At 64.8% G+C, this 25,899-nt stretch carries 26 protein-coding genes; 17 read left to right on the top strand and 9 right to left on the bottom strand.

Translation table 11 applies throughout. The features are described 5' to 3' along the window. Window positions 1-18: 18 nt before the first annotated feature. Complete coding sequence (locus Q0894_RS03230; protein WP_299231446.1) at window positions 19-333, top strand: antibiotic biosynthesis monooxygenase; 315 nt, start codon at window positions 19-21, stop codon at window positions 331-333. 67 nt (window positions 334-400) lie between these two features. Here the strand turns inward: Q0894_RS03230 and Q0894_RS03225 are convergent, their stop codons facing one another. After that, window positions 401-742 (bottom strand): YbjQ family protein, encoded by a 342-nt coding sequence (locus Q0894_RS03225; RefSeq protein ID WP_132041632.1) that lies wholly within the window; start codon window positions 740-742, stop codon window positions 401-403. A gap of 110 nt (window positions 743-852) precedes the next feature. On the opposite strand from Q0894_RS03225, the gene Q0894_RS03220 reads away from it, so the two are divergent. Next, complete coding sequence (locus Q0894_RS03220; RefSeq protein ID WP_299231444.1) at window positions 853-2,001, top strand: molybdate transporter family protein; 1,149 nt, start codon at window positions 853-855, stop codon at window positions 1,999-2,001. Between the two features lie 26 nt (window positions 2,002-2,027). Next, window positions 2,028-2,240 carry a TOBE domain-containing protein gene (locus tag Q0894_RS03215; protein WP_299231443.1) on the top strand — a complete coding sequence of 71 codons (213 nt, stop codon included), beginning with the start codon at window positions 2,028-2,030 and terminating at the stop codon, window positions 2,238-2,240. A gap of 25 nt (window positions 2,241-2,265) precedes the next feature. Here Q0894_RS03215 and Q0894_RS03210 read toward each other — a convergent pair whose 3' ends face one another. Beyond that, window positions 2,266-3,480, bottom strand: a complete 1,215-nt coding sequence (locus tag Q0894_RS03210; RefSeq protein WP_299231441.1) for a YbfB/YjiJ family MFS transporter — start codon at window positions 3,478-3,480, stop codon at window positions 2,266-2,268. Between the two features lie 472 nt (window positions 3,481-3,952). Between Q0894_RS03210 and Q0894_RS03205 the strand changes: the two genes are divergently transcribed. Next, on the top strand, window positions 3,953-4,555 hold the full coding sequence (locus Q0894_RS03205) for a TetR/AcrR family transcriptional regulator (RefSeq protein WP_299231439.1): 603 nt from the start codon (window positions 3,953-3,955) through the stop codon (window positions 4,553-4,555). A gap of 70 nt (window positions 4,556-4,625) precedes the next feature. On the opposite strand, the gene trxA is transcribed toward Q0894_RS03205, so the two are convergent. Together trxA and Q0894_RS03195 are read right to left on the bottom strand one after the other, a co-directional pair. After that, on the bottom strand, window positions 4,626-4,955 hold the full coding sequence (gene trxA / locus Q0894_RS03200; RefSeq protein WP_299231436.1) for a thioredoxin: 330 nt from the start codon (window positions 4,953-4,955) through the stop codon (window positions 4,626-4,628). Between the two features lie 14 nt (window positions 4,956-4,969). Further along, window positions 4,970-5,524, bottom strand: coding sequence for a carboxymuconolactone decarboxylase family protein (locus Q0894_RS03195; protein ID WP_299231434.1), 555 nt, complete (start codon window positions 5,522-5,524; stop codon window positions 4,970-4,972). Window positions 5,525-5,977: 453 nt separating this feature from the next. Between Q0894_RS03195 and Q0894_RS03190 the strand changes: the two genes are divergently transcribed. Then, window positions 5,978-6,982 carry an aldo/keto reductase gene (locus Q0894_RS03190; protein ID WP_299231432.1) on the top strand — a complete coding sequence of 335 codons (1,005 nt, stop codon included), beginning with the start codon at window positions 5,978-5,980 and terminating at the stop codon, window positions 6,980-6,982. Window positions 6,983-7,009: 27 nt separating this feature from the next. Here the strand turns inward: Q0894_RS03190 and Q0894_RS03185 are convergent, their stop codons facing one another. The 4 genes from Q0894_RS03185 to Q0894_RS03170 form a co-directional block, all read right to left on the bottom strand. Further along, a complete protein-coding gene (locus Q0894_RS03185) occupies window positions 7,010-7,561 on the bottom strand; it encodes an OsmC family protein (RefSeq protein WP_299231430.1) in 552 nt (183 codons plus the stop codon). A gap of 88 nt (window positions 7,562-7,649) precedes the next feature. Then, complete coding sequence (locus tag Q0894_RS03180) at window positions 7,650-8,462, bottom strand: ABC transporter permease (protein WP_299231428.1); 813 nt, start codon at window positions 8,460-8,462, stop codon at window positions 7,650-7,652. Beyond that, the gene (locus Q0894_RS03175) at window positions 8,459-9,751 is read right to left on the bottom strand and encodes an ABC transporter substrate-binding protein (protein ID WP_299231426.1); all 1,293 of its coding nucleotides are present in this window, start codon (window positions 9,749-9,751) and stop codon (window positions 8,459-8,461) included. The genes Q0894_RS03180 and Q0894_RS03175 overlap by 4 nt, the downstream gene beginning before the upstream one ends. Before the next feature lie 88 nt (window positions 9,752-9,839). Then, a complete protein-coding gene (locus Q0894_RS03170) occupies window positions 9,840-10,652 on the bottom strand; it encodes an ABC transporter ATP-binding protein (protein WP_299231424.1) in 813 nt (270 codons plus the stop codon). 300 nt (window positions 10,653-10,952) lie between these two features. Between Q0894_RS03170 and Q0894_RS03165 the strand changes: the two genes are divergently transcribed. The 12 genes from Q0894_RS03165 (at window position 10,953) to Q0894_RS03110 (ending at window position 24,773) form a co-directional block, all read left to right on the top strand. Further along, complete coding sequence (locus Q0894_RS03165; RefSeq protein WP_299231422.1) at window positions 10,953-12,086, top strand: acyl-CoA dehydrogenase family protein; 1,134 nt, start codon at window positions 10,953-10,955, stop codon at window positions 12,084-12,086. A gap of 5 nt (window positions 12,087-12,091) precedes the next feature. Then, on the top strand, window positions 12,092-13,507 hold the full coding sequence (locus Q0894_RS03160) for an FAD-dependent oxidoreductase (RefSeq protein ID WP_299231421.1): 1,416 nt from the start codon (window positions 12,092-12,094) through the stop codon (window positions 13,505-13,507). A 47-nt stretch (window positions 13,508-13,554) separates the two neighbouring features. Continuing rightward, complete coding sequence (locus Q0894_RS03155; RefSeq protein ID WP_299231419.1) at window positions 13,555-14,733, top strand: FAD-dependent monooxygenase; 1,179 nt, start codon at window positions 13,555-13,557, stop codon at window positions 14,731-14,733. Window positions 14,734-14,866: 133 nt separating this feature from the next. Then, window positions 14,867-15,016 carry a hypothetical protein gene (locus Q0894_RS03150; protein WP_165927470.1) on the top strand — a complete coding sequence of 50 codons (150 nt, stop codon included), beginning with the start codon at window positions 14,867-14,869 and terminating at the stop codon, window positions 15,014-15,016. Beyond that, on the top strand, window positions 15,016-15,750 hold the full coding sequence (locus Q0894_RS03145; protein WP_195689514.1) for a metal ABC transporter ATP-binding protein: 735 nt from the start codon (window positions 15,016-15,018) through the stop codon (window positions 15,748-15,750). Before Q0894_RS03150 ends, Q0894_RS03145 begins: the two co-directional genes overlap by 1 nt. Further along, on the top strand, window positions 15,734-16,624 hold the full coding sequence (locus Q0894_RS03140; RefSeq protein ID WP_299231414.1) for a metal ABC transporter permease: 891 nt from the start codon (window positions 15,734-15,736) through the stop codon (window positions 16,622-16,624). The genes Q0894_RS03145 and Q0894_RS03140 overlap by 17 nt, the downstream gene beginning before the upstream one ends. A 20-nt stretch (window positions 16,625-16,644) precedes the next feature. Next, entirely contained in the window at window positions 16,645-17,640 is a 996-nt protein-coding gene (locus Q0894_RS03135) for a metal ABC transporter substrate-binding protein (protein WP_299231413.1), read from the top strand. Window positions 17,641-17,909: 269 nt separating this feature from the next. Further along, the gene (locus Q0894_RS03130) at window positions 17,910-19,136 is read left to right on the top strand and encodes an ABC transporter substrate-binding protein (protein WP_299231411.1); all 1,227 of its coding nucleotides are present in this window, start codon (window positions 17,910-17,912) and stop codon (window positions 19,134-19,136) included. Window positions 19,137-19,179: 43 nt separating this feature from the next. Continuing rightward, the gene (locus Q0894_RS03125; RefSeq protein WP_299231409.1) at window positions 19,180-20,724 is read left to right on the top strand and encodes an acyl-CoA synthetase; all 1,545 of its coding nucleotides are present in this window, start codon (window positions 19,180-19,182) and stop codon (window positions 20,722-20,724) included. Between the two features lie 23 nt (window positions 20,725-20,747). Then, the gene (locus Q0894_RS03120) at window positions 20,748-21,875 is read left to right on the top strand and encodes an acyl-CoA dehydrogenase family protein (protein WP_299231573.1); all 1,128 of its coding nucleotides are present in this window, start codon (window positions 20,748-20,750) and stop codon (window positions 21,873-21,875) included. Between the two features lie 16 nt (window positions 21,876-21,891). Next, window positions 21,892-23,079, top strand: coding sequence for a beta-ketothiolase BktB (gene bktB / locus Q0894_RS03115; protein ID WP_299231407.1), 1,188 nt, complete (start codon window positions 21,892-21,894; stop codon window positions 23,077-23,079). Window positions 23,080-23,120: 41 nt separating this feature from the next. Then, window positions 23,121-24,773, top strand: coding sequence for a fatty acid--CoA ligase (locus Q0894_RS03110; protein ID WP_299231405.1), 1,653 nt, complete (start codon window positions 23,121-23,123; stop codon window positions 24,771-24,773). On the opposite strand, the gene Q0894_RS03105 is transcribed toward Q0894_RS03110, so the two are convergent. Then, window positions 24,761-25,771 carry an AraC family transcriptional regulator gene (locus tag Q0894_RS03105; protein ID WP_299231403.1) on the bottom strand — a complete coding sequence of 337 codons (1,011 nt, stop codon included), beginning with the start codon at window positions 25,769-25,771 and terminating at the stop codon, window positions 24,761-24,763. The genes Q0894_RS03110 and Q0894_RS03105 overlap by 13 nt on opposite strands. Window positions 25,772-25,899: the final 128 nt, after the last annotated feature.

Raw genomic sequence — 25,899 nt, 5'->3', positions numbered from 1 at the left:
CCGCCGGGAGGAGACACCATGAAATACCTCTTCGAAGTGACGATCCGCGACGGCCACACCGCAGAGGAGTATGCCGACGCCTGGGTGCGCGCCAGCGAACTGATCCAGCAGGCCCCCGGCGCCCGGGGCACCGAGCTGCATCGCAAGATCGGCGACCCCAAGACCCTGATCGCCATCGCCCACTGGGACAGCAAGGCCAGCCGCGACGCCATGGAGGCCCAGCCTGCGCCCAAGGTGAAGGAGATCATCAAGAGCGCCGCACCCTACTGCGAGATCCGCGTGATCGGCGAGTTCGAGGAGCCAGAGTGGGTGGTGATGCCGCCGGGCAGCTAGCAGTTGTTAACCTGAACCCATAGCCCGGATACAGGGTCTTGCAGTGTCTGTAAGGTGACAGACAACCTCACCCCCTAGCGACCTTCACCGCGGTGCCGGTCGCCACCAAAAACAGCATCGACTTGCCGCCGCCGGAGATCTCGCTGTAATCGAGGTCGATGCCGATGACCGCATTGGCGCCCACGGATTCCGCCTCCTTTCGCAGCTCGTCTAGGCAGGTCTTTCTGGCATCGCGCAGCGCGTTCTGGGACGACTTGTTTCGCCCGCCGAAGAAGTCGCGGAAGCCGGCGAACATGTCCTTGAGAACGTTCATGCCGAACACGCATTCGGCGGAGACGATGTCGATATGCTCGGTGACTCGGTAACCCTCGAGGTGCGATGAGGTGGTCAGGATCACGCGTTCAGCCATGGTCGGGTCACTCCTGGGGTGGTGATTGCTGTGGCAACTGATATGACGGCGGCGGTAGCGAACAGGCCGCCTGAGTTCTGTTCCTGCGCCAAGGCGCTACAGTGGAGGGTATGTCTTCCTTTACCCCATGGCGACCTCGCCGGCAGGCCCTGGCGGCACTGAGCGGCGATATTTCCGGCGCCTTCGGCGACCTGGGCACGCTGCTGCCCTATGTGATCGGCGCGACTGCCCTGGGCGTGCTGTCGCCGCGGCCGGTGTTTGTCGGCCTCGCCATCGGCTATCTGCTGGTGGCTCTGCTCTACCGCGCGCCCATCGCCGTGCAGCCGATGAAGGCGCTGGGGACAATGATCCTCGTCGGCGGCCTCACCGCCGGTGAAACGGCCCTGGCCGGCGCCACGCTTGGTCTGGTACTGCTGGTGCTGGCCGCCACTCCCTATCTTGGCCGTGCGGCCCGGGCGCTGCCCCAGTCCGTGACGGTCGGCCTGCATGCCGGCCTGGGGTTGATGCTGATGGCACTCGCGTTCGAGATGATGGCCGCAGGCTGGTGGCTGGCATTGCCGGCCGTGGCCGCCCTAAGCCTGTCCTGGCGTTGGCCGCGGGGCCCCTGGGCACTGTTCGTGGTCATCATCGCCATCTGGCTGATGCCGGCCGATATGCTGCTCGAGGCGGGGCATTCGACGCCGGCGGGCGAAGGCATCTCGCTTTCATCGGTGGCGGGCGGGCTCCTGGCCCAGCTGCCGCTGACACTGCTCAATGCCGTGGTGGTGGCCACCGCCGTCTCGCGCTCGCTGTTTCCGACCGCGGCGCCGCGCATCAGCGAACGTCGCCTGGCGGCCTCCAGCGGGCTGCTCAACCTGGTGCTGACGCCGCTGGGCGCCATGCCGATGTGTCACGGCGCCGGTGGCATGGCCGCCCACTATCGCTTCGGCGCCCGCAGCCTGATCGCTCCGCTGACCATGGCAATCGCCTGCACTGCGGCCGCGCTGCACGGGGACGCCGTGATCGGCTGGCTGGTGGCGATTCCCACGCCGTTGGTTGGCGCCCTGCTGGCCTTTGCCGGGCTCGAGCTGGCATTGAGCAAGCGGCTGTTTGACGCTCGCCCCGACTGTCGGCCGGTGATCGCCGTCACCGCCGTGGCAACCCTGTTTGGTAGCGCACTGGTCGGCCTGGGGGTAGGACTTGCCAGCGAGCGACTGCGCCGGCATCTTGTGCGCAGGCGCGCCGAGGGCACGCCGCCTGACAGGGGCCACTGCCCCTGACTCACCACTCTCGAGGAGACTCAAGGATGAAGATCAGCGCACGCAACGTGATCAAGGGCACCGTGCTGGAAGTGAAGGAAGGCCCGGTCAACAGCCAGGTCCGCGTCGATATCGGCGGCGGCAACACCATCAAGTCGATGATCACCAGCGACGCCATCGAGGAGCTCAGCATCGCCGTGGGCAGCGAGGTTCAGGTGGTCATCAAGGCCTCGGATGTGATGCTCGGCATCGACGAGTGAGGTAAGCGAATCGCCCAACGGTGCACTAGGCCACCGCCTTGGCCTCCGCATCCAACCGTTGGGCGGTCTGGTCCACCCCGCGCAGCCAGCTCAGCAGCACGGCACCCAGCGCCACGAAGCCACCCGCCAGCCACAGCCCGATATCGTAGTGGCCGGTGGCCTCGGCCAGCATGCCGGTCAGCGCCGGGGCGATGATCTGGGCGGCGCCATAGGCCAGTGTCATGCGCCCCATCATGCGCGCTGGGCTCTGGGGGTAGAGCCGGCCGGCCATGGTCAGCACCAGGCTGACACAGCCCAGAAAGGTGCCGCCGTAGAGCAGCGCGCTCGTCAGCACCCCCGCCAGACTGTCGGTCACCGCCGGCAGCACGATCCCCACCACCTGCAGGCCCATGGCGGCGATCAGCGCGCCGAGATAGCCGACCCAACGCGCGATCAGATCCCACAGCATTACCGCAGGCGCCGCCGCCAGGCCCACCAGGGCGAAGGTCCAGTTGCCGGCCCCGGCCAGCAGCGGCTCGCGCTCGACGATGGCAACGATAAAGGTCGCGCTGATCACATAGCCGTAACCGGCACAGAAGTAGGCGGCCAGCATCAGTCGCATGAAGGTACGGCTGGGGGGCTGGGCCCGGCGCTGCTCTCCCCCGCTACCCGGTGCCGGCTTCGCGGGTCTCGGCAGCCAGCACCAGGCGGGAATCAGCAGCCCCACGGCCAGGGCGGCGAAGCCCCACCACTGGGCCTGCCAGTCGAACGAGAGCCGCAGCATCAGCTCGACCGCCAGGGCCGCCAGCAGCATGCCCAGGCCAACCCCGGCGAAGTGAATACCAAGCTCACCGCGCTGCCGGTGGCTGATCAACCAGTGCAGGATCAGCCCCGAGGCGAGCAGCATGGCGCCGCTGCTGGAGAAGCCGGCCACCAGGCGCATCGTCGCCCATAGCCAGAAGCTGTCGGCCAGCGCCATGCCGGCGGTGGAGAGCAGCGCCAGCACCAGGGTGAGGCGGTAGAGCGTATCCTTGAGCCGGATGCTGCTGATGGAGGCCGCTGTCAGTGCCCCGAGCATATAGCCGGCGTAGTTGAGGGCGGCCAGCCAGCCCCCCTGAGCGTCGCTCAGCCAGGTCTGCTGCTGCATCACCGGTAGCAGCGGGGTATAGGCGAAACGCGCCACGCCCACACACAGCAGCTGGCTGAACAGCCCGGCCAGCAGCACGCGGTAGCGCGGTAAGAGTAGAAAGGGCTTGGCCATGCCTGGCGCTCCGTGATCCTTGGAAGGTGGCGCCGATAGGGGCGCATCACCGGCCAACCTACCACATGCTCGGTGATAGGAAATCGCGACGTTCGCCCAACTGGGCAGGTGCGTCCCGGCAGACGAGTCAGGCTTGCACAGGGAGGACACGGCCCATGGGGGCCACCGGATAGCGATTGCGAGCGGGAAGAGGATGCGGGCCACATCATCTCCTTTTGGTCGCAGCCAATGGATGGAAGCGGCCAATGCATAGAAAACGCCTTGCCTTCATCACTCCTCGAGACGAAATCGGTGCGATCGAGCATCGTGACAAGCCGCTTAATCAGCCATGAAGGAGGCACTTTTCTGCTTTCATTGGCGGCCAGCGCCGAATGGCGACGGCTGGACGTTGGCAGGGCCGAAAGGATAGCATTGAGCGATCACTCAAGCTTTATCCTCAAGGGGTGAAGCGCTGAAATCATGGACCGGCATCATGTCCCGAGTTACACAACATAACCGACAAGAGTCTCTGGAACGTGCCCTGCAACTATTTTGGCACAAGGGGTTTCATGACACCTCACTCAAGGATCTCGAGCGGGCGCTGGGGATGCACCCGGGGAGCATCTATGCCACTTTCGGCAGCAAGGGTCAGCTATTCCAGGAGGCGCTGGAGCGCTATGCCCACCTGGCGCTGGTTGAGCTTGAGCGCACCCTGGCGACTCACGAGTCACCGCTAGCCGGACTGGCTGCCTATTTGCGCCAGTTTGGCGGACTACGCGATCAAGCGGTACCCAGCCGTGCCTGCATGCTGGTCAAGAGCCTGCTGGAACTGGGGGAGCGGGAGCAGGACGCCCGGGAGAAGGCAGAGGCGCTACTGACGACGATGGAGAGGCGCTTTATCGACAGCTTCGCGAAGGCCCAGCAGGCAGGAGAGCTGGACAAGGAGCTCGACCCCACCCGGCTTGGTCGGCGGTTACAGGCCGAGGTGATGGGGCTGCGCTCCTTCGCCCAGCGCGATGTCGATAGTGCAGCCGTACATGCTCTGGCCGACGACATGGCATCCTCTCTGGAAGCGCTTCGCTCCTCTGCTCACTGAGCGGTAAAGGCGTGGCCCGTTGAGGAACTCTCCTCAACGGGCCACGTAGCACCTCACGATACCCAGGCGCCTAGCCTTGAATGTTGCGATCCAGCAGGGCGTCCAGGCTCTCCTTGGGCTGCACTCCACTGAGTGACTCGAGCTTTTCCCCTTCCCTGTAGAGGGTCACGGTAGGCAGGCCTCGCACGCCATTCTGGGCAGCCAGTACCGGCGCCTCATCGACATTGAGGGTCACCACCTTGAGGGTCTCCCTGCGCTCCTCGGCGATGGATTCGATTACCGGGTCGAGCATCTTGCAGGGAGCACACCACGGCGCCCAGAACTTGATCAGTACGGGCTTGTGGCTTTCCACGACCTCATCGACGTAACTGCTTTCATCGACCGCTGTCAGATTATTCACGTCGTCTCCCTATCTCAGCTGACCTTGTGCCACTCGAACTTCTTGAAGGGTTCGTCGAGCGGTGTATCGGCAAGGTGGTTGGTGTAATTGCTCATGACCTTTTGCGCCACCGCCAGAACCACCTCGAGGATCTGACGCTTGGTGAAGCCCATCTCCAGAAATGCCTGAACGTCGCTGTCGTCGACATTTCCGCGCCCGCGCACCACTGCAAGCGTGAAGTCTCGCAGGGCCTCAAGACGCGCCGTAGGCAGCGGAGTTTCGTTGCGCAGGGCCTCCGTGATGGCATCGTCCACCCGCATGCTCTTGGCTATGCCGGTATGCGCGGGCACGCAGTAGTGGCACGCATGCTCAACGTTGATGGTTTGCCATACCACGGTCACTTCTTCGTCATTGAAGCTGCTGTCCAGAAACAGCTGATGAAGCTGCTGGTAAGCATCGAGCAGGCCGGGCGCCTCCGCCATGACGGCGTGCAGGCCCGGCACCATGCCGAAGGCTTGTATGGAGTTATCGAGAAGCTTCTGGCTCTCTTCTGGTGCGCTTTGCTTGTCGTGAAGGGTAAATTCGGTCATTTGGCGAATCCTTGAGTCAGGAGAAATAGCGGAAAGCCGACAAGATGTCGTCGGGACCAGCATGCACTTGAGTGATCGCTCAAATTTAGACGCATGCATGGCTACGCCGTGTTTCATTGGTTACCCTAACGCATCTTGAGCGATCGCTCAAATTTCGACGCCTGGTCAAACGATCAGGTGGCGCCGGCCCGACCCGTCCTCACGCCAGGAGCGGGAAAAACCGCCACAGGCTACTGGCCGTTCGCACAAGAAATATGAACCAGGTGTCGAGATACGCTAGCAGGGAGCGGCCAACAGGATGGCGTATCTTGCTACTCTCGGGACCCAGGCGATGACACTAGGAGTCCCTCATCTGCATCGCCAGGAGAGCCGAGCCCGACGCTTGGCCGCGTGCTGAACAGTATCGCCCGTCACCTTGAACACACCATACTGAACACACCAGAAGGAGCCGTGATGAACCCCCTGATCGCTCGCCTCGAGGCCGTCGCCTCCCCCGCCATCGGCCTGGGCTGCATGAACCTCTCCCACGGCTACGGCCATTCGCTTTCGGAGGCCGAGGGGCGGCGCGCCCTGGAGGAGGCCTTCGAGATGGGCTATCGCCACTTCGACACCGCCACCCTGTATGGCGCCACCGCCAACGAGCGCCTGGTGGGCAGGGCGCTCGCCGGCAAGCGTGACGAGATTCTGCTGGCCAGCAAGTGCGGCATGGCCATCGATCCCGAGCTGGGCCGAAAGGTGATCGATGGCCGCCCGGCCACCCTGCGCCGCCAGTGCGAGGCGAGCCTCGAGCGCCTGCAGACCGACCATCTCGACCTCTACTACCTGCATCGCTGGGATAAGGGGGTGCCCATCGAGGAGAGTGTGGGCGAACTGGGTCGACTGGTTGAGGAAGGCAAGATCGGCGCCATTGGCCTCTCCGAGGTATCCGCGGCCACCCTGCGCCGGGCGCGCTCCGAGCACCCCATTGCAGCGGTGCAGACAGAATACTCGCTATGGACCCGCAACCCCGAGATCGCGGTACTCGAGGCGTGCCGTGAGGCCGATACCCTGTTCGTGGCCTTCAGCCCACTGGGGCGCGGCTTCCTCGCCGGGTCGGTCCGCGAACGGGAGAGCCTGGTCGAGGGCGATGTACGCCTCGGCATGCCCCGCTTCACCATCGAGAACCTCACTCGCAACCTGGAATTGCTGTCCGAACTCGAGCGCCTGGCCCACGAGCGGGAAGCCACCAGTGGCCAGCTCGCCCTGGCCTGGCTGCGTGCCAAGGGCGACGACATCCTGCCCATCCCCGGCACCCGCCACGTGACCCATATGCGTGAGAACCTGGCCGCCGAGGAGCTGACCCTTAGCGCCGATGACGTAACGCACCTGGATGCGCTGTTCGCCCCGCCGCGTATCGCCGGCGCACGCTATGCCGAAGCGCCACAAGCCGAGGTCGATACCGAGCAGTTTGCCGAATAGCCGAATATGCGACGCCAGGTGCGTCACTCAGTCGGTCAGTGAGATAGCAAAATCGACCGGATTGCGCATGGTGTTGGCCACGGGGGAGTAAAAGTTGGCGTGCTGGACAATCTCGTCCAGCGTTTGGCGGCTGGCATCGCCTTCGATCAGCACCTTGACACGAATGGCCTGGAAGCCCATCTCCGGCGGCAGGTTCTCGGCGCCACCCGCGCCCCAGGCCGCGGAGTTGCCAATATCGCCTTCCAGAAAAAGCTCAAGCTTGGAGAGTTTGACCTGCTTCCAGGTCGCCACAGCGGTGATGCCCACTGCCAGGCAGCCGCCCAGCCCCGACAACACGATCTCCCCCGGTGCCGGTGCGGTGTCCTGCCCAAACAGATGCAGTGGCTCATCCACGACGACTTCATGGCCATTCACATGGCTGATGGTGCGGTACTGCCCTTCGGTAACGGTATGCACCTTGTTGGTGCCGCGCATGCCAGGGTTGTTGCGGCCTTTTTCGGCAAAACCCAACAGGCCTTCACGATCGATGGGCCGCAGGGTGGTGGTGATGGTCTGAGGGGCTTGGGTATCAGTGCTCATATAAACTCCTATATGCAGGGTTGATGAGTGTGGGTAAGTGAATGGATATCGCAGGGAGCGTGAAAAGGAGGTGTCGTCGACGGATATTTCAGGCGCCTCTCTGCCAACCAAAGTGACGTATCAGCGCCACAAGGATGGCATCCAGGGTGTAGCCAATAACTCCGATCAGCAGTACCAGCGCCGCCAACATGTCATAGGCCAGGATGTCGCGGGCATCGTTGATGGCGTATCCCAGCCCACTGGTCACGCCAAGGTATTCGGCGGGGACCAGCACGATCCAGGCTACACCCAGTGACAGCCGCAGGCCGGCCAGAATGTCCGGCGTAATGGCGGGCAGCACCAGACGCTTCAGATTGGCCCACGGCGAGGCGCCGAGATTACGTGCCACCTTGAAATACACCGGGTCGATACGCTGTACGGCAAACGCCGTGGAGAAAAGAATCGGCCATACCGCGGCCATAAAGATCAAAAAGATGATCGCCCCGTCCCAGGTCGAGAAGGCCAGCACGGCGACCGGCATCCATGCCAGCGGGCTGACCATGCGCAGAAGCTGGAATGAAAAGCCGGTGATCTGGCGCAGAACGGAAGAGACCCCCACCAGGATACCCACCGGAACCGCCACCAGAGCCGCCCAGAGCAGCCCGAAAAAGATGCGCTCGAGGCTGGGTAGCGCGGAATCGAGCAGTACACCGGTAACGATCAGCCGCCACGCCTCGGGCAGCGCTGCAGAGGGCGCAAACCCGGCAAACGCCTGGGTCGTGGGCTCATTGGCGATCAGATAGCCGCCAAGCCACCACACGCTCAACAGCAGGCTTAGCCCCAGCAGGGTGTAACCCAGGTCGCGCAGCCTGGAGAGTAGCCAGGGCGGAACGGTTGGCGTACTGACTGGCTGAAGATTCATAGGCTGATCACCTCCTCCCGGTTCCAGCGCTGAGAAGCAGGGGTTCCGGGAAGGTGAGCCTGCGGATAGCGCTCCATGGCGCGATGAACAAAACGATAATCGACGAGGTCTTGCGCCACCCAGTCAGGATCCAGATTCTTGAGAAAGGTGGTGTTACCACTGACCCTGGTGTGATTCATGGCGCGTACCAGCTCAACGGTCGCCGAAGGAAACGGATAGGGGGCGAAGTCGATACGCCCTGTTTGCCAGTTCGCATGGCGAATCGCGGGCGGATCGGTATAGTCCTCGGCGGCGTAATGGGTCATGGCGTCAGTCACGACCTCTGCCGGCATGGGCAGGTAGCCCTTGCCGTCCCGTGATAGCAACCTGGCCACCTCCGCCTTATGTTGCTGGGCATAGGCCGAGGCCCGAACCAGGGCATTGGTCACCTTTTGTGTCCACTCTGGTCGCGTGTCGCAGTCGCGTTGGTGCATGCACACGACGCAGCACGGGTGGTTCTTCCAGATATCACCGGTAAAACGCAGCACCGTGCCCTCGGCCAATAGCTCTCCGGCGGCGTTAAAGGGCTCAGCGACGGTGTAGGCATCGATACGCCCTGCCGCTAACGCCGGGGGCATTTCAGGCGGCGGCAGGATCAGCAGATTGACCTGGTTCGGCGCTAGAGGCAGAGACTGATCCTGGATCACTGCCTCAAGTCCTGCCTGACGCAGCGCCATCTGCAGCAGCGTGTTGTGAACCGAATACCAGTGGGGAACTGCGATCTGCATCCCGCCCAGGTCGGCAAATTCGCGTGCCTGGCGGTGCTTGCCAATCACCAGACCTGAGCCGTTGACATGCGCCCAGGCCACGACCTTCACGGGAAAGTCGTTGTTGTAGCGCAGCCACACGGGAATCGGGTTGAGCAGATGCACCAGGTTGAAGCGGTGACGAACAAACCCCTCGACCAGCGGTGCCCAGCCACGAATCAGTTCGGGCTGAGCCACGGCAAGGCCCTCATCTTCAAAATAGCCCAGGGCATGGGCCAGCAGCAGCGGCGTTGCATCGGTAATCGGCAGGTAGCCGATACGCACGGTCATATCAGTGCTGGGTGGCGTAGTGTCGGCCATGGCATTGGGCAGCACTCCCGGCAAACTCAGTGCCGCTCCAAGTCCGCCGATAGCCGCCAGGCCATCGAGTACAAAGCGCCGACGCCCACTGTCCAGGCGATACTCCTCTAGCGTGCCGGCGCCATGACAGCCGCAGCCGGGTGCATGATGAGGAGGAGCGTGATAAGGAGGCGTGTGAGACATGAACCCTGACTCTCCTGTTGATCGCCTGAGCAGCAAACGAGATAAACAATCGACGTGCCGGACCTACCAGCCGGGGACAGCGACCCGATCAGGCGCTACTCACCACGCACGAGCCGTCATCGGCTGCTACACCACAGGCGGTGACCGCCGAGTTCAATGACACTGAATCATGGAAGCGAGACATCAACTCATCGCGCAGCGCCTTGAAGGCCGGCTCCTTGGGGTCACGCGGATAGGCCAGCGATACGTCAAGCAGGCTGCGCAGAGTGCCTGGGTTCCGACCCATGACGGCCACCTGATCCGCCATGATCAGCGCCTCGTCGATATCGTGAGTGACCAGCACCAGAGTAATGCCGTGATCATGAGCGATCTGGGTCACTTCCCGCTGCAGGGCGCGGCGAGTAAATGCATCCAGTGCGGAGAACGGTTCATCCAGCAGAATCACCTCGGGAGACACCGCCAGCGAGCGCGCCAGTGCGACTCGCTGCTGCTGACCGCCAGACAGATCGTGAGGCCTGGCTCGGCCACGCTCTGCCAGCCCCACCAACTCGAGCATTTCCGCCACCCTGGCCTTTAGGCCTCGGGTCTGGCCGGTAAACTCCAGCCCCAGCGCGACGTTCTGCTCGACGCTAAGCCAGGGATAGAGCGCCGGGCTCTGAAACATCATGTTCCACTCAGGGTGCGGCCGACACACTCGTTTGTCCTGGATACGAACGCAGCCCCCACTGGGCTGCGTCAGGCCAGCCAGCATGTGCAGCAGGGTCGACTTGCCGCAGCCGCTCTCACCGATGATCGCCAGGCTTTGACCCGCAGAGATCTCCAGCGAGAAATCACGGATGACCGGGGTTGCATACTTGTGAAAGCGATGCGTCAGTTTGTCGATCTGGATGCTGGCACCCATGATAACGCTCCATCCTGTAGGCCATGCATAAGGGGCTAGAGCCAGGCAGAGTAGCCCGCCGCCGGAGAGGAAATAAAAGACTCTTTCCTCACCCATATATACCAATTTAGAATATGCAGACTAAAAATCTATTCCCTTATCGCATATTCCATAGAGCGATGGGTGTAGCGAGAATGGTTATTTTCCAATGCTTATAGTTTTTTATAAGCTGAAAAACAGTTATTTATTCCATAAGCAGCGTTATCGCCGCTGCTTCTGTCACTGCCAGAGGGCCAGAGAGAGGGCCAGAGGGAGGTTTTCATGGGTGCCACCGCCGATATCACCGTAACAGCGCCCGACGCCTACTCGTCTCCACCGGCGACAGCTCGGACAGCTGACCTTCAGCAGCTGATTGCCCAGGGGCTTGCACCTCACACCCAAACGATCGATCGCCAAGGCTACTACCCCAGCTCCTTTATGCACTCACTGGGACAGCTTGGCGGCTACTCTCGGCATCTCGCCAGCAACGGCCACGCCTTTTACGCTGCGGTTGACACCATGGCTCAGGTATCACGGGAGTGCATGTCCACCGGTTTCTGTGTGTGGTGTCAGGACGCGCTGGGCTGGTATCTGGACAACAGCGATGAGAGTGCGGTGCGGGAACGCTGGCTCCCGCAGTTTGCTTCAGGTGCCCGGCTGGGCGGTACGGGGCTCTCGAATGCGATGAAGCACCTGGCTGGCATTGAACCTCTGAAGGTACGGTTGACGCGAGTCGCTGGCGGCTACATCGCCAACGGTACCTTGCCTTGGGTCTCCAATCTGGGGCCGGAGCATGTCTTTGCGGCCGTGTTTGAACTAGAAGGAAGCGAACGCCGCGTCATGGCTCTGACCGAGTGCCATCAGCCCGGCTTCACACTCAGGGCCTGCCCCGAGTTCATTGCGCTGGAGGGGAGCGGCACCTATGCCTGCCATTTCCGCGACAGCTTCATCCCCGATGCTAACGTGATCAGCCACGATGTCGCCCAGCTGATCCCACGCATTCGCAGCGGCTTTGTCCTGCTACAGATGGGCATGGGGCTGGGGGTCGTGCAGGCCTGCATCGATATCATGTACGCCACACGCGAGACCCACCATCATGTCAATGGCTTTCTCGATGAGCAGCCCGAGGCACTGGAAGAGGAACTCAATGACGCCCGCAGGGCCACCAGACTGCTGGGCAGTGAGGTAGCCGGTGATCACTCCGATACGCTTTTTGCCGATGTGCTACAGCTACGCGAGGGCAGTTCGCACCTCGCCTTGCGCGCCGCCCAGGGCGCCATGCTGCACACTGGCGCCCGCGGTTACCTTGCCGATGCACCGGCCCAGCGCAAGCTGCGAGAGGCCTATTTCGTCGCCATCGTGACACCCGCCATCAAGCATATTCGCAAGGAGTTGGCGCGCCTCGAGGCCGCCTGATCGCCATGAGCCAAGCTGCCCTTCCCTTCCGCCGTTACCTCTGTGTCGTCTGCGGTCTCATCTATGACGAAGCAGAGGGTGACCCTGATGGAGGTCTGCCACCCGGCACCCGCTACGACGATATACCGGACGACTGGGTGTGCCCCGACTGTGGTGTCGGCAAGGCCGATTTCGTGCTGCTGGAGGCCGCTCAGGAGCAAGGTCCAATGCCTGGCCGCCCAACTGCTTCCACGGCGCCCCGTGGGCTGCCGCAGTGTCCCGAGCAAGTCATTATTCTGGGCGGTGGCATGGCGGGCTGGGCAGCCGCCGAAGCGCTGCGCAAGCGTGACCCTGACTGCCCCATCGTGCTGGTGACACACTGTGGCGCAGACGTCTATCCAAAGCCCCAGCTCTCCAGTGCCGCCGCGCGGGGCAGGACACCCGAGGCGCTGATTACCGCGACGGGTGCTCAACAGGCCGCACGCTGGAACATCACTCTACTCTCGTACACGCGAGTCCTGGAGATCGACCGACGGCATCAGCGTCTTATTACGCCGCGCGGCGGCCTGCCATACGGACGGCTGGTCCTGGCACTGGGAGGCCATCAGCCACGCCCTGCTCTGGCAGGCAGTGCGGCGGACAGCGTTCTGCAGGTCAATCACCTCGCCGACTATCGGCGCCTGCGGGAGCGGATCGACGCCCTGAGCTCGGCCCGTGTCTTGATTCTCGGTGCGGGGCTGATCGGCTGCGAGTTTGCCGACGACCTGAGCGCGGCGGGGCATCGCATCACCCTGGTCGACCAGGCGGCCCAGCCGCTCTCCAGGCTATTGCCACCACCGCTCGCCACTCGCCTGGCTGATGCCCTGCGACATCGCCGGGTAGCCTTGCACACCGGTAGTACGCTTAGCGAACTGCACCATATGGACCATGTGGGCTGTGTGGAGGGCGCAAACGAGACACTACGGGCCACGCTCAGCAGCGGTGAAGAGGTTACCGTCGATGTCGTGATCAGCGCTCTGGGGCTCAAGGCCAATACGCGTCTGGCCAGGCAGGCGGGACTCCGCATCGGCAGCGGCATCCAGGTCGACGATCAGCTCAGAACATCGGATCCCGCTATATTTGCGTTAGGTGACTGCATGGAGCATCGTGGCAAGCTAACACCCTATGTGCAGCCGCTGCGTGCCCAGGCAGAGGTCATCGGGTCTGTTCTGGCCGGACAGAAGGCGTGCTATTCAGGCCATGACTCGGCCATCGTGATCAAGACGCCATGCCTGCCACTCGCCGTTTATCCGCCGCTGACACCCGGGGAGTGGGTGGCTCAGGGTGAGGCTAACGATACTTACATCCACTATAGCGGTGACACTATCACCGGCTTCTCTCTAGCGGGCACTGCCACGTCGCGAGTTGCCAGCCTCGAAGCCCGACTGACCCGGAAGGGGTAACGCGTTATGCTGCCAGCCTCGTAGAGTCATCTGGCGAGGAGAGAGGTATGGACGAGACCCTGGATGCGGTCATCGTTGGCGGCGGCATGGTCGGGGCGGCCGTGGCGGCGGCGCTGGGTCAGGCCGGCATGCGCGTGGCACTGGTGGAGGGCGGCGCCCCACCGGCGGCGATTCCCGATGACGCTCCCTTCGACCTGCGGGTGTCGTCGCTCAACCTCGCCTCCCAGCGCCTGCTGGAGGAGGTCGGCGCCTGGTCCTTCATTCCCGAGTCGCGGCGCTGCCCCTTCCGCCATATCGAGGCCAGCGACGCGGCCGAGAAGCGCCATATCCGTTTCAGTGCCATCGACCTCGAGCTGCCCGACTTCGGCTTCTTCGTCGAGAACCGGGTGATCCGTCGCGCCCTGTGGCAGCGCCTGGCCGAGCTGCCTGGCGTCACCACGATCTGCAACGCCGGCCCGGTAGCCTGGGTGCCCGGCGGGCACCGCTGCCTGCTGGAGCTCGATGACGGCCGCCTGCTGGCGACGCGGCTGGTGGTGGGGGCCGACGGCGCCGGCTCCCACACCCGGGAGCTGGCCGGCATCGCCACCCGCGACGAGGACTACGGCCAGCGCGCCCTGATCACCAACGTGCGCACCCGGCTGCCCCAGCAGGATGTCAGCTGGCAGCGCTTCGCCCCCCGGGGGCCCCAGGCGATGCTGCCGCTGCCCGGTCACTACGCCTCGCTGATCTGGTACGACACTGCCGAGGCCACCCTGGCCCGGGAGGCGCTGGATGACGAGGCGCTGCGCCTGGCCATCGAGCAGGAGTTTCCCGCTCGTCTGGGCGGCGTGGAGGAGGTGCTCGGGCGGGCCAGCTTCCCCATTCGGCGTCGTCACGCCGAACGCTATGTGCGCCCGCGCCTGGCGATGGTGGGCGATGCCGCCCATGTGATCCATCCGCTGGCCGGCCAGGGACTCAACCTGGGCATGCAGGACGCCGAGGCGTTGAGCCGGCGGGTGATCAATGCCTTCCGGTCGCGGCAGGACCCCGGCGGCCGGGCGCCACTGGCCGGCTATGCCCGGGAGCGGCGCCCCCAGACCCTGGCGATGATCGCCGCCATGGAGACCTTCCACCATGTCTTCACCGGCGCCGCCCCGCTGCGCCACGCCGGTGCCGCCGGCATGGCCGTGGCCGAGCGCCTGGAGGGTGCCAAGCGCGCGGTGATGCGTCACGCCCTGGGGCTGTAGGGCCCACCCCTACGAAGCCCCGCGCAGCGACCGCTCCAGGCAGGGGCCGGTCGGCCTATAGGCACTGGTCAGCCGGCATTTTGTTATGTTATAACCTTTGCCGCTTTCCGCCGCCTACTGCCCAGAGGACCCCATGGCACACCGCAGACACCGGCACCGCCCGGAAGGACCCTGCCACTTCTCGCTGATGTCGCTTTCGGCCACCCGCCGCCTGCTGCTGGCGGCACTGCCGCTGGTGGCCCTGTGGCTGGCGGTGGCCTGGGCCGCCGGCTGGGGGGTGTGATGTCACGCCTGCAGCTCGAGAACCTGACCCTGGCCCGTGGCGGGCGCACCGTGCTGGAGCACCTGGAGGGTCGCTTCCAGGACGGGGCCATCACCGCCCTGATGGGCACCAACGGGGCCGGCAAGAGCACCCTGATCAGCGCCATCATGGGCATGCTGCGACCGATCTCCGGCCGGGTGGCCTGCCAGGTGCCCAAGGAGCGCCGTGCCTGGCTGCCTCAGCAGCTGGCCCTGGATCTCACCTTCCCGATGAGCGTGGAAGAGCTGATCATGACCGGCAGCTGGCCCAGCCACGGCGCCCTCAAGGGGTACTGTGCGGCCCACTACCGCCGCGGCCGCGAGATCATGGCGCGCCTGGGCATCTCGCACCTGGCCCATCGCCAGCTGGGTGAGCTCTCCGGCGGCCAGCGCCAGCGCGCACTGATCGGCCGCACCCTGATGCAGGAGGCCGAGCTGCTGCTGCTCGACGAGCCCTTCGCCAACGTCGATATCGAGACGGTGGACGTGCTGATGGATGTGCTGCGCGACATGGCCCGGAATGGCGCCACCATCGTGGTGGTACTGCATGACCTGGAGCAGCTCTCGCGCCTGGCCGACGACGTGCTGATACTGACCGGTGGCCACGGCCGTTGGGCGAACCCCGCCTCGCTGCTGGAGCGTTACGCCGGACAGCCGCCCCGTGCCCCCCGCCTGCCCCTCACCTTCCCGGATACCTTCGATGCTGGAACTGCTTGACGCCTGGCTGCTTGCCCCCCTCGACTACGGCTTCATGAAGCGCGCCCTGGTGGCCGGCCTGGCGCTGTCGCTGGCTGCCCCGCCGCTGGGGGTGTTCCTGATGCTGCGCGGCATGAGCCTGATCGGCGATGCCATGGCCCACGCCATCCTGCCCGGGGTGGCCCTGGGCTTCCTGGCCGCCGGCTTCTCGCTGCCCCTCATGAGCCTGGGTGGCATCCTCTCGGGCCTGCTGGTCGCGGTGCTGGCCGGCAGCGTGTCGCAGATGACCGGCCACCGCGAGGACTCGGCCATGGCCAGCTTCTTCCTGATCTCGCTGGCCGCCGGCGTCATGCTGGTCTCCATGGGCGGGAGCAGCGTCGACCTCACCCATGTGCTGTTCGGCTCGATACTGGCCGTCGACACCACCGCCCTGCTGCTGATCGCCGCCATCAGCAGCCTGATCGTGGTGGTGCTGGCGGTGATCTTCCGCGCCCTGGTGGTGGAGTGCCTGGACCCGCTGTTCCTGCGTGGCCAGGGCAACCCGGTGAGCCTGATCCATGGCGTCTTCCTGGGCCTGGTGGTGCTCAACCTGACCGCCGGCTTCCAGACCCTGGGCACCCTGATGGCGGTGGGCCTGATGATGCTGCCGGCGACCACCGCCCGCTTCTGGAGCCAGCGCCTCGAGGGGCTGATCGGCATCGCCATCCTGGTCGCCCTGATCGCCAGCAGCGGCGGGCTGCTGCTCTCCTATCATCTCAACCTGCCCTCGGGCCCCTCGATCATCCTGCTCGCCGGGAGCGGCTACCTGCTCTCGGCCCTGGTGGGTCGCCACCACAGCCTGCTCGCCCGGCTGCGTCGCCGCGCCACGCCGCTGGGCGCCCCGGAACCCGAATGACTCAACGGAGATCCCCTGTCATGCGTCCGCTGTCCCCCGCCATCAACGCCCTGGGCCTGGCCGCCCTGCTCGCCCTGCCCACCGCCCATGCCGAGGAGCGCGTGCAGGTGCTGGCCAGCTTCAGCATCCTCGCCGATATGGTCGAGAATGTTGGTGGCGAACATGTCGAGGTCACCTCCCTGGTGGGCCCCGACAGCGATGCCCATGTCTACTCACCGCGGCCCACCGACGCCCGAGCCCTGGCCGAGGCGGATCTGGTGGTCTTCAACGGCCTGCAGTTCGAGGGCTGGATGAAGCGCCTGGTGGCAGCCAGCGACTACACCGGGCCACTGGTGGTCACCACGGAGGGCATCGAGGCGCTGGACGATACGGGACACGAGGATCATGGCCACGGCGATCATGACGAGCATGACCATGGCGACCAGGACCCCCACGCCTGGCAGAACCTGATCGCCGGCAAGCGTTATGTGGCCAATATCCGCGACGGCCTGATCGAGGCCGACCCGGAGAACGCCGATGCCTATACCGCCAACGCGGCCCGCTATATCGACGCGATCGACGCGGCCGATGACGAGGTCCGCGCGCTGATCGACGAGATCCCCGCCACCACCAGCGTCATCACCGGTCACGCCTCCTTCGGCCACTTCGCCCACGCCTATGGGCTTCGCTTCATGTCACTCCAGGGGCTCTCCACCGACGCCGAACCCAGCGCCGCCGATATGGCCGGCCTGATCGAGGTGATCCACGAGCAGGATGTGCGCGCCCTCTTCCACGAGAACATGACCAGCCCCGCCCTGCTCGAGCAGCTGGCCGAGGAGACCGGCCTGCCCATCGCCGGCACCCTCTACGCCGACGCCCTGGCCAGCGAAGGCGAGGCCAGCACCTGGCTGGGCATGATGCGCCACAACGCCCACACCCTGCACGACGCCCTGGCCGAACCGGGGCATGACGATCACGATCACGATCACGATCACGATCACGATCACGATCACGAGGATCATGGTCACGATCACTGAGCCACTCAGCCACCGAGTTTGACCAGCCAGCATGAGGCGCCTTCGGGCGCCTCCTTGCGTTATTGGGGGTCTAAAACCGTGGCCGTTTATGTCGGAAAGTCGCGTCACCACTTCGCAAGCTTGGTAAATTTGCCGACAAATATGGCATGAAATGCAAAAATCCTGGCCTGATAGGTCAACCCTGCCCTCGCCTTTGCTCCTACCATGGATCCAGGCGCCGCCCTTGGCGCCAGCCACCCATCGGACAACAACAACGCAAAGGCACCCACATGATCCCTACCCGCACGCCTGCCCTCGGTGCTCTCGCCGCCTCCATGCTGCTCGCCTCACAGGCCGCCACCGCCGCCATCACCGATAACGAGATCCGCATCGGCTACCTGGCCGACATGACCGGCGCCTATCGAGACCCCATCGGCCCCCTGGGCGAAGACGCCATCCGGATGGCCATCGAGGACATGGGAGGCAAGGTGGCCGGTGCCAAGGTGGTGCTGTTCAGTGCCGATGACCGCAATAGCCCCGACGTGGGCTCCAGCGTGGTACGCGAGTGGATCGACGAGCGCAACGTGGACATGGTGACCGGCCTGGTGGCCTCCTCGGTAACGCTTGCCACCGTCAAGCTCCTCGAGGAGGAGAACCGCCTGGGACTGGTCAACGGTGCGGTCTCCTCGAGCATCACCAACGAAAACTGCTCACCCAACCATGTCCACTGGGTCTACGACACCTGGGCCATGTCCAACGGCACTGCCAGTGCCATCACCCGGGAAGGCAACACCGACTGGTACCTGCTGAGCGCCGACTACTCCTTCGGCCACGCCCTGGAGCGCGATGTCGCGCGAGTGGTGGAGGAGAGTGGCGGCAACGTGGTCGGCAGCATCCGCCACCCCTTCCCCAGCAGCGACTTTTCGTCGTACATGCTGCAGGCCCAGGCCTCTGGTGCCGATGTTATCGCCCTGAACAACGCGGGCTCCGACACCATCAATGCCATTCGCACCGCCGGTCAGTTCGGATTGACACAGGCGGGCCAGATCCTGGCCGGCATGGTGCTGTTCAGCACCGACGTTCGCAGCCTCGGCCTGGAGGCCGCCCAGGGTCTGCAGTTCACCACCGCCTGGTTCTACGATATCGATGACGAGGCCCGCGCCTGGGCCGAGCGCTTCCGCGAGCGCACCGGCAGCATGCCCACTCAGGTTCATGCCGGCCTCTACTCCAGCACCCTGCACTATCTGCAGGCCATCGAGTCGGCCGCCACCGATGAGGCCCAGGCGGTACGCGCCCAGATGGCGGCAACTCCGATCGACGACATCTTCGCCAGCGGTGGTTATATCCGCGAGGACGGGCGCATGGTTCATGACATGTACCTGGTGGAAGTGAAGTCACCGCAGGAAGCCACCGACGAGGACGATATCTTCCGCCTGGTACGCACCATTCCCGCCGCGGAAGCGTTTCGGCCCCTGGACCAGAGCGACTGCCGCCTGATCACGCCCAGTGATGCCTGACGCCCCTCTCCCCCAACAAGACAGCACAACTCGTGGAGATGAGATGACCATGCAGAACCGCATCCAGCAGCACACCATCGGCGCCGCCCTGGGGCGCACCGCCCGCAAGCACGCCGCCCGTTCGGCACTGACCTTCAACGATCGTCAGTGGACCTATGGCGAACTCGACCGGGCAGTGAACCGGGTGGCCAACCGCCTGTTGGCCCTGGGCCTCGAGCCGGGGGATCGCCTGGCGGTCTACGGCAAGAATTCCGACGCCTATGTGATCGCCTGGCTGGCCGCCACCCGTGCCGGCCTGGTGCATGTGCCGATCAATTTCGCCCTGAGCAGCGAGGAGCTCAGCTATATCCTCGAACAGTCCGGCGCCAGCGGCCTGCTGAGCGATCTCAGCCTGGCCGACAAGGTGGAGGCCGCCTGCCGAGGCCGTGACCTGGTGCTTTCCGGCACCCTGCATGCTCAGGAGGGTGACGATTTCGATGTGATTCGGGAGGCCCTCGGCACGGGTGATGCCTCCGAGCCCGAGGTCATGCTCGATAGCCAGAGCCTGGCCCAGCTGCTCTACACCTCGGGCACAACCGCCGCCCCCAAGGCGGCGATGATGACCCACCAGGCCCTGCTCGCCGAGTACATGGCCTGCATGGTGGAGCTGGATATCAAGGCCGACGAGCCGATGCTGGCCGCCCTGCCCCTCTATCACTCGGCACAGATGCACGTCTTCTTGATGCCGGCCCTGCTGCTGGGCGCACCGATACATCTTCGCGAGGCGCCGGCCCCGGACGACTGCCTGGCACAGATCCAGCGCCACGGCATCGTGTCATTCTTCGCCCCGCCCACGGTGTGGATCGGCCTGCTGCGCCATCCGGAGTTCGATCGGCATGATCTCGGCCGCCTGAAAAAGGCCTACTACGGTGCCTCGATCATGCCGGTTCCGGTGGTGGAGGAGCTGCGTCGCCGCATCCCCGGGGTAGGGCTCTACAACTGCTACGGCCAGAGCGAGATCGCCCCACTGGCCACGGTGCTGCGCCCCGAGGAGCACGATGCCAGGCCGGCCTCGGCGGGGCGCCCCATCCTCACCGTGGAGACCCGCATCGTCGACGCCGAGATGAACGACGTGCCGGCCGGGGAGCAGGGCGAGATCATTCATCGCTCGCCTCAGCTGCTCACCGGCTACTGGGGCAAGCCCGAGATGACCGAAGAGGCGTTTCTTGGCGGCTGGTTCCACTCTGGCGATGTGGGCTACCTCGATGAGGAGGGCTATCTGTTCATCGTCGATCGCATCAAGGACGTGATCAATACCGGGGGTGTGCTGGTGGCCAGTCGCGAGGTGGAAGACGTGATGTTCCAGCACCCCGCCGTCTCCGAGGTGGCCGTGATCGGCCTGCCGGATGAGAAGTGGATCGAGGCGATCACCGCCGTGGTGGTGCTCAAGGAGGGGGAGGAGGTCAGCGAGGAGGCGCTGATCGAGCATGCCCGAGCCCGCATGGCCCACTACAAGGTACCCAAGCAGATTCACTTCAGTGATGCGCTGCCCAAGAGCACCGCCGGCAAGATTCTCAAGCGACACCTGCGCAAGGAGCTTCACCCGTGACCGTGAGTACACCACAGGACGAGATGACCCCGCTGTTTCACGACATGATCTGCCGTTTCCTCGAACAGGAGGTCACTCCCCACTATGAGGCCTGGGAGGAAGCCGGCGAGATGCCTCGCGCACTCTGGCGCCAGATGGGTGAGGCGGGGCTGTTGGGTATCGACATGCCGGAAGACCTGGGTGGGGCCGGTGCCGACGTCGCCATCACCCAGCTGGTCATCGAGGAGATCTCGCGGCACGGCTTCGGCGGGCTGGCCAGCGCCTACAACATCCACGCCAATATCGTCATGCCCTACCTGCTGCATATCGCCACCCCGGCGCAGCAGCAGCGTTGGCTCCCCTTCATGGCCAGTGGTGAGACGATTGGCGCCATCGCCATGACCGAGCCCGGTGCCGGCAGTGACCTGGCGGCCATCAAGACCCGGGCCCGGCGTACCCCAGCGGGCTGGCGCTTGGAGGGCAGCAAGATCTTCATCACCAACGGCCAGGTGGCCGATCTGGTGATCGTCTGTGCCAAGACCGATCCCGATGCCGGCGCCAAGGGCGTCTCGCTGTTCCTGGTCGACACCTCGCTGCCCGGCTTCACCCGTGGTCAGCCGATCAAGAAGATCGGCCAGCACGCCAGCGACACCGCCGAGCTGTTCTTCGACGGCATCGAGCTGCCCGAGGATGCCCTGCTCGGCGAGGAAGGCGCCGGCTTTGCCTACCTGATGCAGGAGTTGCCCCGGGAGCGCCTCGGCGTCGGTGCCCAGGCACTGGGCGCCATGCAGGGCGCACTGGAGCTGACCCTCGAGTACGTGAAGGAGCGCCGCGCCTTCGGCCAGCGGGTGGGCGATTTCCAGAATACCCGCTTCACCCTGGCCGAGGTGCGGGCGGATATCGACATGGGCCGTGCCTATCTCGAGAAGTGCATGGCCCAGTATCGCCAGGGCACCATGGGCCCTACCGAGGCTGCCATCCTCAAGCTGCGCCTCACCGAAATGCAGTGCGCCACCGCCAATACCTGCCTGCAGCTGTTCGGTGGCTATGGCTATACCCGCGAATACCCCATCGCACGCTTCTATCTGGATGCCCGAGTGCAGACCATCTATGCCGGCACCTCGGAAATCATGAAAGAAGTCGTCGCCCGCTCGCTGCTGGGCAAGGCCTGAACCTGGAGGATCCCTTATGCATCTCGATTCCGTTGTTATCCTGGACGGCGCCCGCACCGCCATCGGCGGCTTTGGCGGCAGCCTCGCGGGGCTGGCCCCCCATGAGCTCGGCACCATCACCGCTCGGGAGGCGTTGAAGCGCGCCGGGGTCGAGGCCGAGGCGATCGATCACGCCGTCTACGGCCATATCATCACCACCGGCCCCGAGGACGCCTACCTGGCACGCCATATCGCACGGGATGCCGGCGTTCCCGATGCCGCCGGCGCCTTCAACGTCAATCGCCTATGTGGCTCCGGGGTGCAGGCGCTGCTGTCGGCCGCCCAGCAGATCGCCCTGGGCGATAGCCGCTTCGCCCTGGCGGGCGGCGCCGAGTCCATGAGCCGTGGGGCCTATCTGCTGCCACCCCAGGCGCGCAGCGGCTTGCGCATGGGCCACGCCGGGGTGACCGACCTGACCCTGGGCATTCTCAGCGACCCCTTCGGCAGTGGCCATATGGGCGTTACCGCCGAGAACATCGCCAGCCGCTGCGGGCTGAGCCGGGAGACGGTCGACCGGTTTGCCATGCAGAGTCACCACAAGGCGGCCCGAGCCATCGCCGAGGGGCGCTTTACCGAGCAGATCGTGCCGGTCACCGTGCGTGAGGGGAAGCAGGAGCGCGTCTTCGAGCGTGACGAGCATGTGCGCGACGGTGTCACCCTGGAGGAGCTCGCCCGCCTCAGGCCTGCCTTTCAGAAGGAGGGCCTGGTCACCGCCGGCAACGCCTCGGGCCTCAACGATGGCGCGGCAAGCCTGGTGCTGGCCCATGCCGACGAGGCGGAACGCCAGGGTCTGAGGCCCCGGGCGCGGATGCGCGTGGGCACCAGCGCCGGGGTAGAGCCACACCTGATGGGACTGGGGCCGATTCCCGCGGTACGCCGCTGCCTGGAGCAGGCCGGCCTCTCCATCAACGATATCGATGTCATCGAATCCAACGAGGCCTTCGCCGCCCAGGCCATCGCCGTCGCCGATGCGCTGGAGTTTCCCGCCGACAAGCTCAACCCCAATGGCGGTGCCGTGGGGCTGGGCCACCCCGTCGGCGCCACCGGTGCCATCCTGGTGATCAAGGCACTGGCCGAGCTGGAGCGTACCAATGGCCGCTACGGCCTGATCACCCTCTGCATCGGTGGCGGCCAGGGAATCGCGTTGTTGATCGAGCGCTGCTGATATCTCGTCAGGGTCGACCCAGTCGTAAAGGAGCACGCCACATGACTACCGTAAATCCTCGTATCCTGCCCCCCACCCCTTCCGCCACCAATCCGCCACTGCTGATTCGTGAGTTGCTGGAGGGCGGTGTGCGCATGGCCGGTCACAACCAGATCGTCTACCGTGACTTGAGCCGCCACAGCTACCATCGCTTTCAGGAACGGGTGCACCAGCTCGCTCACCTGCTCACCGCCCAGGGAGTTCGCGCCGGGGACGTCGTGGCGGTACTCGACTGGGACAGCCCTCGCTACCTGGAAGCCTTCTTCGCCGTGCCGATGCTGGGGGCCATCCTCCACACCGTGAACGTGCGCCTCTCCTCGGAGCAGATCCACTACACCATGGAGCATGCCGAGGACGACTTCGTCCTGACGCACCAGGACTTCGTGCCCCAGCTCGAAGAGCACCACGGGCGCCTGCCACGCGTGCGTGGCTACCTGCTCTGCCGGGATGAGCCGGCCGACCTGGAGACCACGTTACCGCTGGTGGGCGAATACGAGGCGATGCTTGCCAAACAGCCCTGTCACTACGACTTCCCCACCTTCGATGAGAATGCGATAGCCACGCTCTTCTATACCACCGGCACTACCGGCAACCCCAAGGGGGTCTACTTCAGCCATCGCCAACTGGTGCTGCACACCCTGGCCGAGGCCAGCACGCTACAGGCGCCCGGGATGGAGCTGCTCAATCGCGACAAGGTCTACATGCCGATCACGCCGATGTTCCACGTGCATGCATGGGGCGTGCCCTATACCGCCACTCTGCTCGGCGCCACGCAAGTCTATCCGGGCCGCTACGAACCCGAGATGCTGATCAAGCTTCTGGTCAGCGAAAAGGTGGACTTCTCGCACTGTGTGCCCACCCTGCTCGGCATGGTGCTGAATGCTGAGCCGGTCGCCTCCGGGCGTATCGATCTCTCGGGCTGGAAGCTGCTGATCGGCGGCAGCGCCCTGACCCGCTCGCTGGCCCGCCAGGCCCATGAGCTGGGTATCGACACGCGTACGGCCTATGGCATGTCCGAGACCTGTCCGCTGCTTACCGCCGCCATCCTGCCCCGAGAGGTCGAGCAGGCGGACTTCGAAACCCAGCTGCCCTGGCGCTGCAGTACCGGCCTGCCCATTCCCCTGGTACATCTGCAAGTGGTCGATGAGGCGGGTCAACCACTGCCCCATGACGATGAAAGCGTCGGCGAGGTGCGGGTCCGCGCTCCCTGGCTGACTCAGGCGTACTACAAGGAGACCACCCGCAGCGAGGAGCTGTGGCAGGACGGCTGGCTACATACCGGAGACGTGGCCACCATCAACGAGCATGGCTGTGTGCAGATACGTGATCGTATCAAGGACGTGATCAAGACCGGCGGCGAGTGGGTCTCGTCACTGGAGCTGGAAAACCTGATCAGCCAGTGCCCCGGGGTCGCCGAAGTCGCCGTTATCGGTATGCCCGACGACAAGTGGGGCGAACGTCCGGTCGCCCTGGTGGTGCCACGCGACCTCAATGCTCCCCCCGAGGCCGACGAGATCCAGGTGTTTCTGCGGCAGTTCGTCGACCAGGGGCAGATCACTCGCTGGGCGCTGCCCGCCAGGATTCGCCTGGTCGACGAGATCCCCAAGACCAGCGTCGGCAAGCTCGACAAGAAACGGATTCGTCAGCAGGTATAAGCTAGCGCCGCCCGCCGGTAGGCGGCGGGGGTATCACCGGTCCAGCCACGGAAGGCGCGGCTGAAGCAGGCCTGATCCTCGAAGCCGAGCCGCTGGGCGATACTCGCGAGAGGCTGATCGCTGCGAGTCAGGGCCTGCACGGCGACATCGCGTCGACACTCGTCCTTCACCGCCTGAAAGCGCGTGCCCTCCGCGGCCAGGTGGCGCGACAGGGTTCGCACCGACATATGCAGCGCCTCGGCTACCTCGGCCACCCCGGCGGCATAGGCATCATGACGAGTCAGATGTTCGCGCACCCGATGGGAGAGCAGTCGCTCCTCGAAGGAGACGTAGAACCAGTCCGCCGGGGCGCGCTGCAGAAAGGCACCCAGATGACGCTTGGTCTGGCGGATCGGCTCGTCGAGCACCGCCTGATCGAAGTAGATCGCGGTCTGGGGGCGATCGAAGAGTAGCCGGCCGGGATAGAAGTAGCGGTAATCGGCGCTATGCGCGGGCTGGGGGTAGGCGCACTCCAGGGTGATCGGCGGAATCTTGCGGGCGATCATCCAGGAGGCGATGCCATGCAGCAGCTTGAGCATCAGCTCATGCACCAGGATGCGGCTGCCCGCCGGCGGGCGATGCTCCACCAGCCCGATCCGCACCAGGTCATCGGCATGACTGACCTCGTAGCCAAAATCATCGAGCAGGATATGGAAGAACAGCCGATAGCGGTGCAGGGCCACCTTGAGGGTGGGCGCCTCCAGCAGACTCAGGCAGAGCAGCTTGAGGGTGCCGCCTCGCAGCGGCCGCGAGAAGAAGCCCGGGGTCTCGTCATCACACTCGTTGACCAACAGTCGATAGAGGGTGGCAAATTGCCCGACGGTCACCCGGCCATGTGACGACTCCAGCAGCCGCGGCGAAATGCCTGCGCGCCGCAGCAGGCTGGCTCGCTCGGCCGCCATGCCCGGTACACCCTGGAACAGCTCACCAACGAAATGCCGTGACACCGTCACCGTCATGCGCTTCGTCTCCCTCTTGCCATCCGGCCCATGAGTGCTTCGGTTATACCCGATCATGGCGTCGGTCACACTCCTTCCACCGTCGTCTGGGGCTGGCACGGGTTCTGTGCCACCATTCCAGGCTGGAC

The sequence above is a fragment of the uncultured Halomonas sp. genome, assembly GCF_947501415.1.
GTDB lineage: Bacteria > Pseudomonadota > Gammaproteobacteria > Pseudomonadales > Halomonadaceae > Halomonas.
This window is presented reverse-complemented; position numbering and strand designations above follow the sequence as displayed.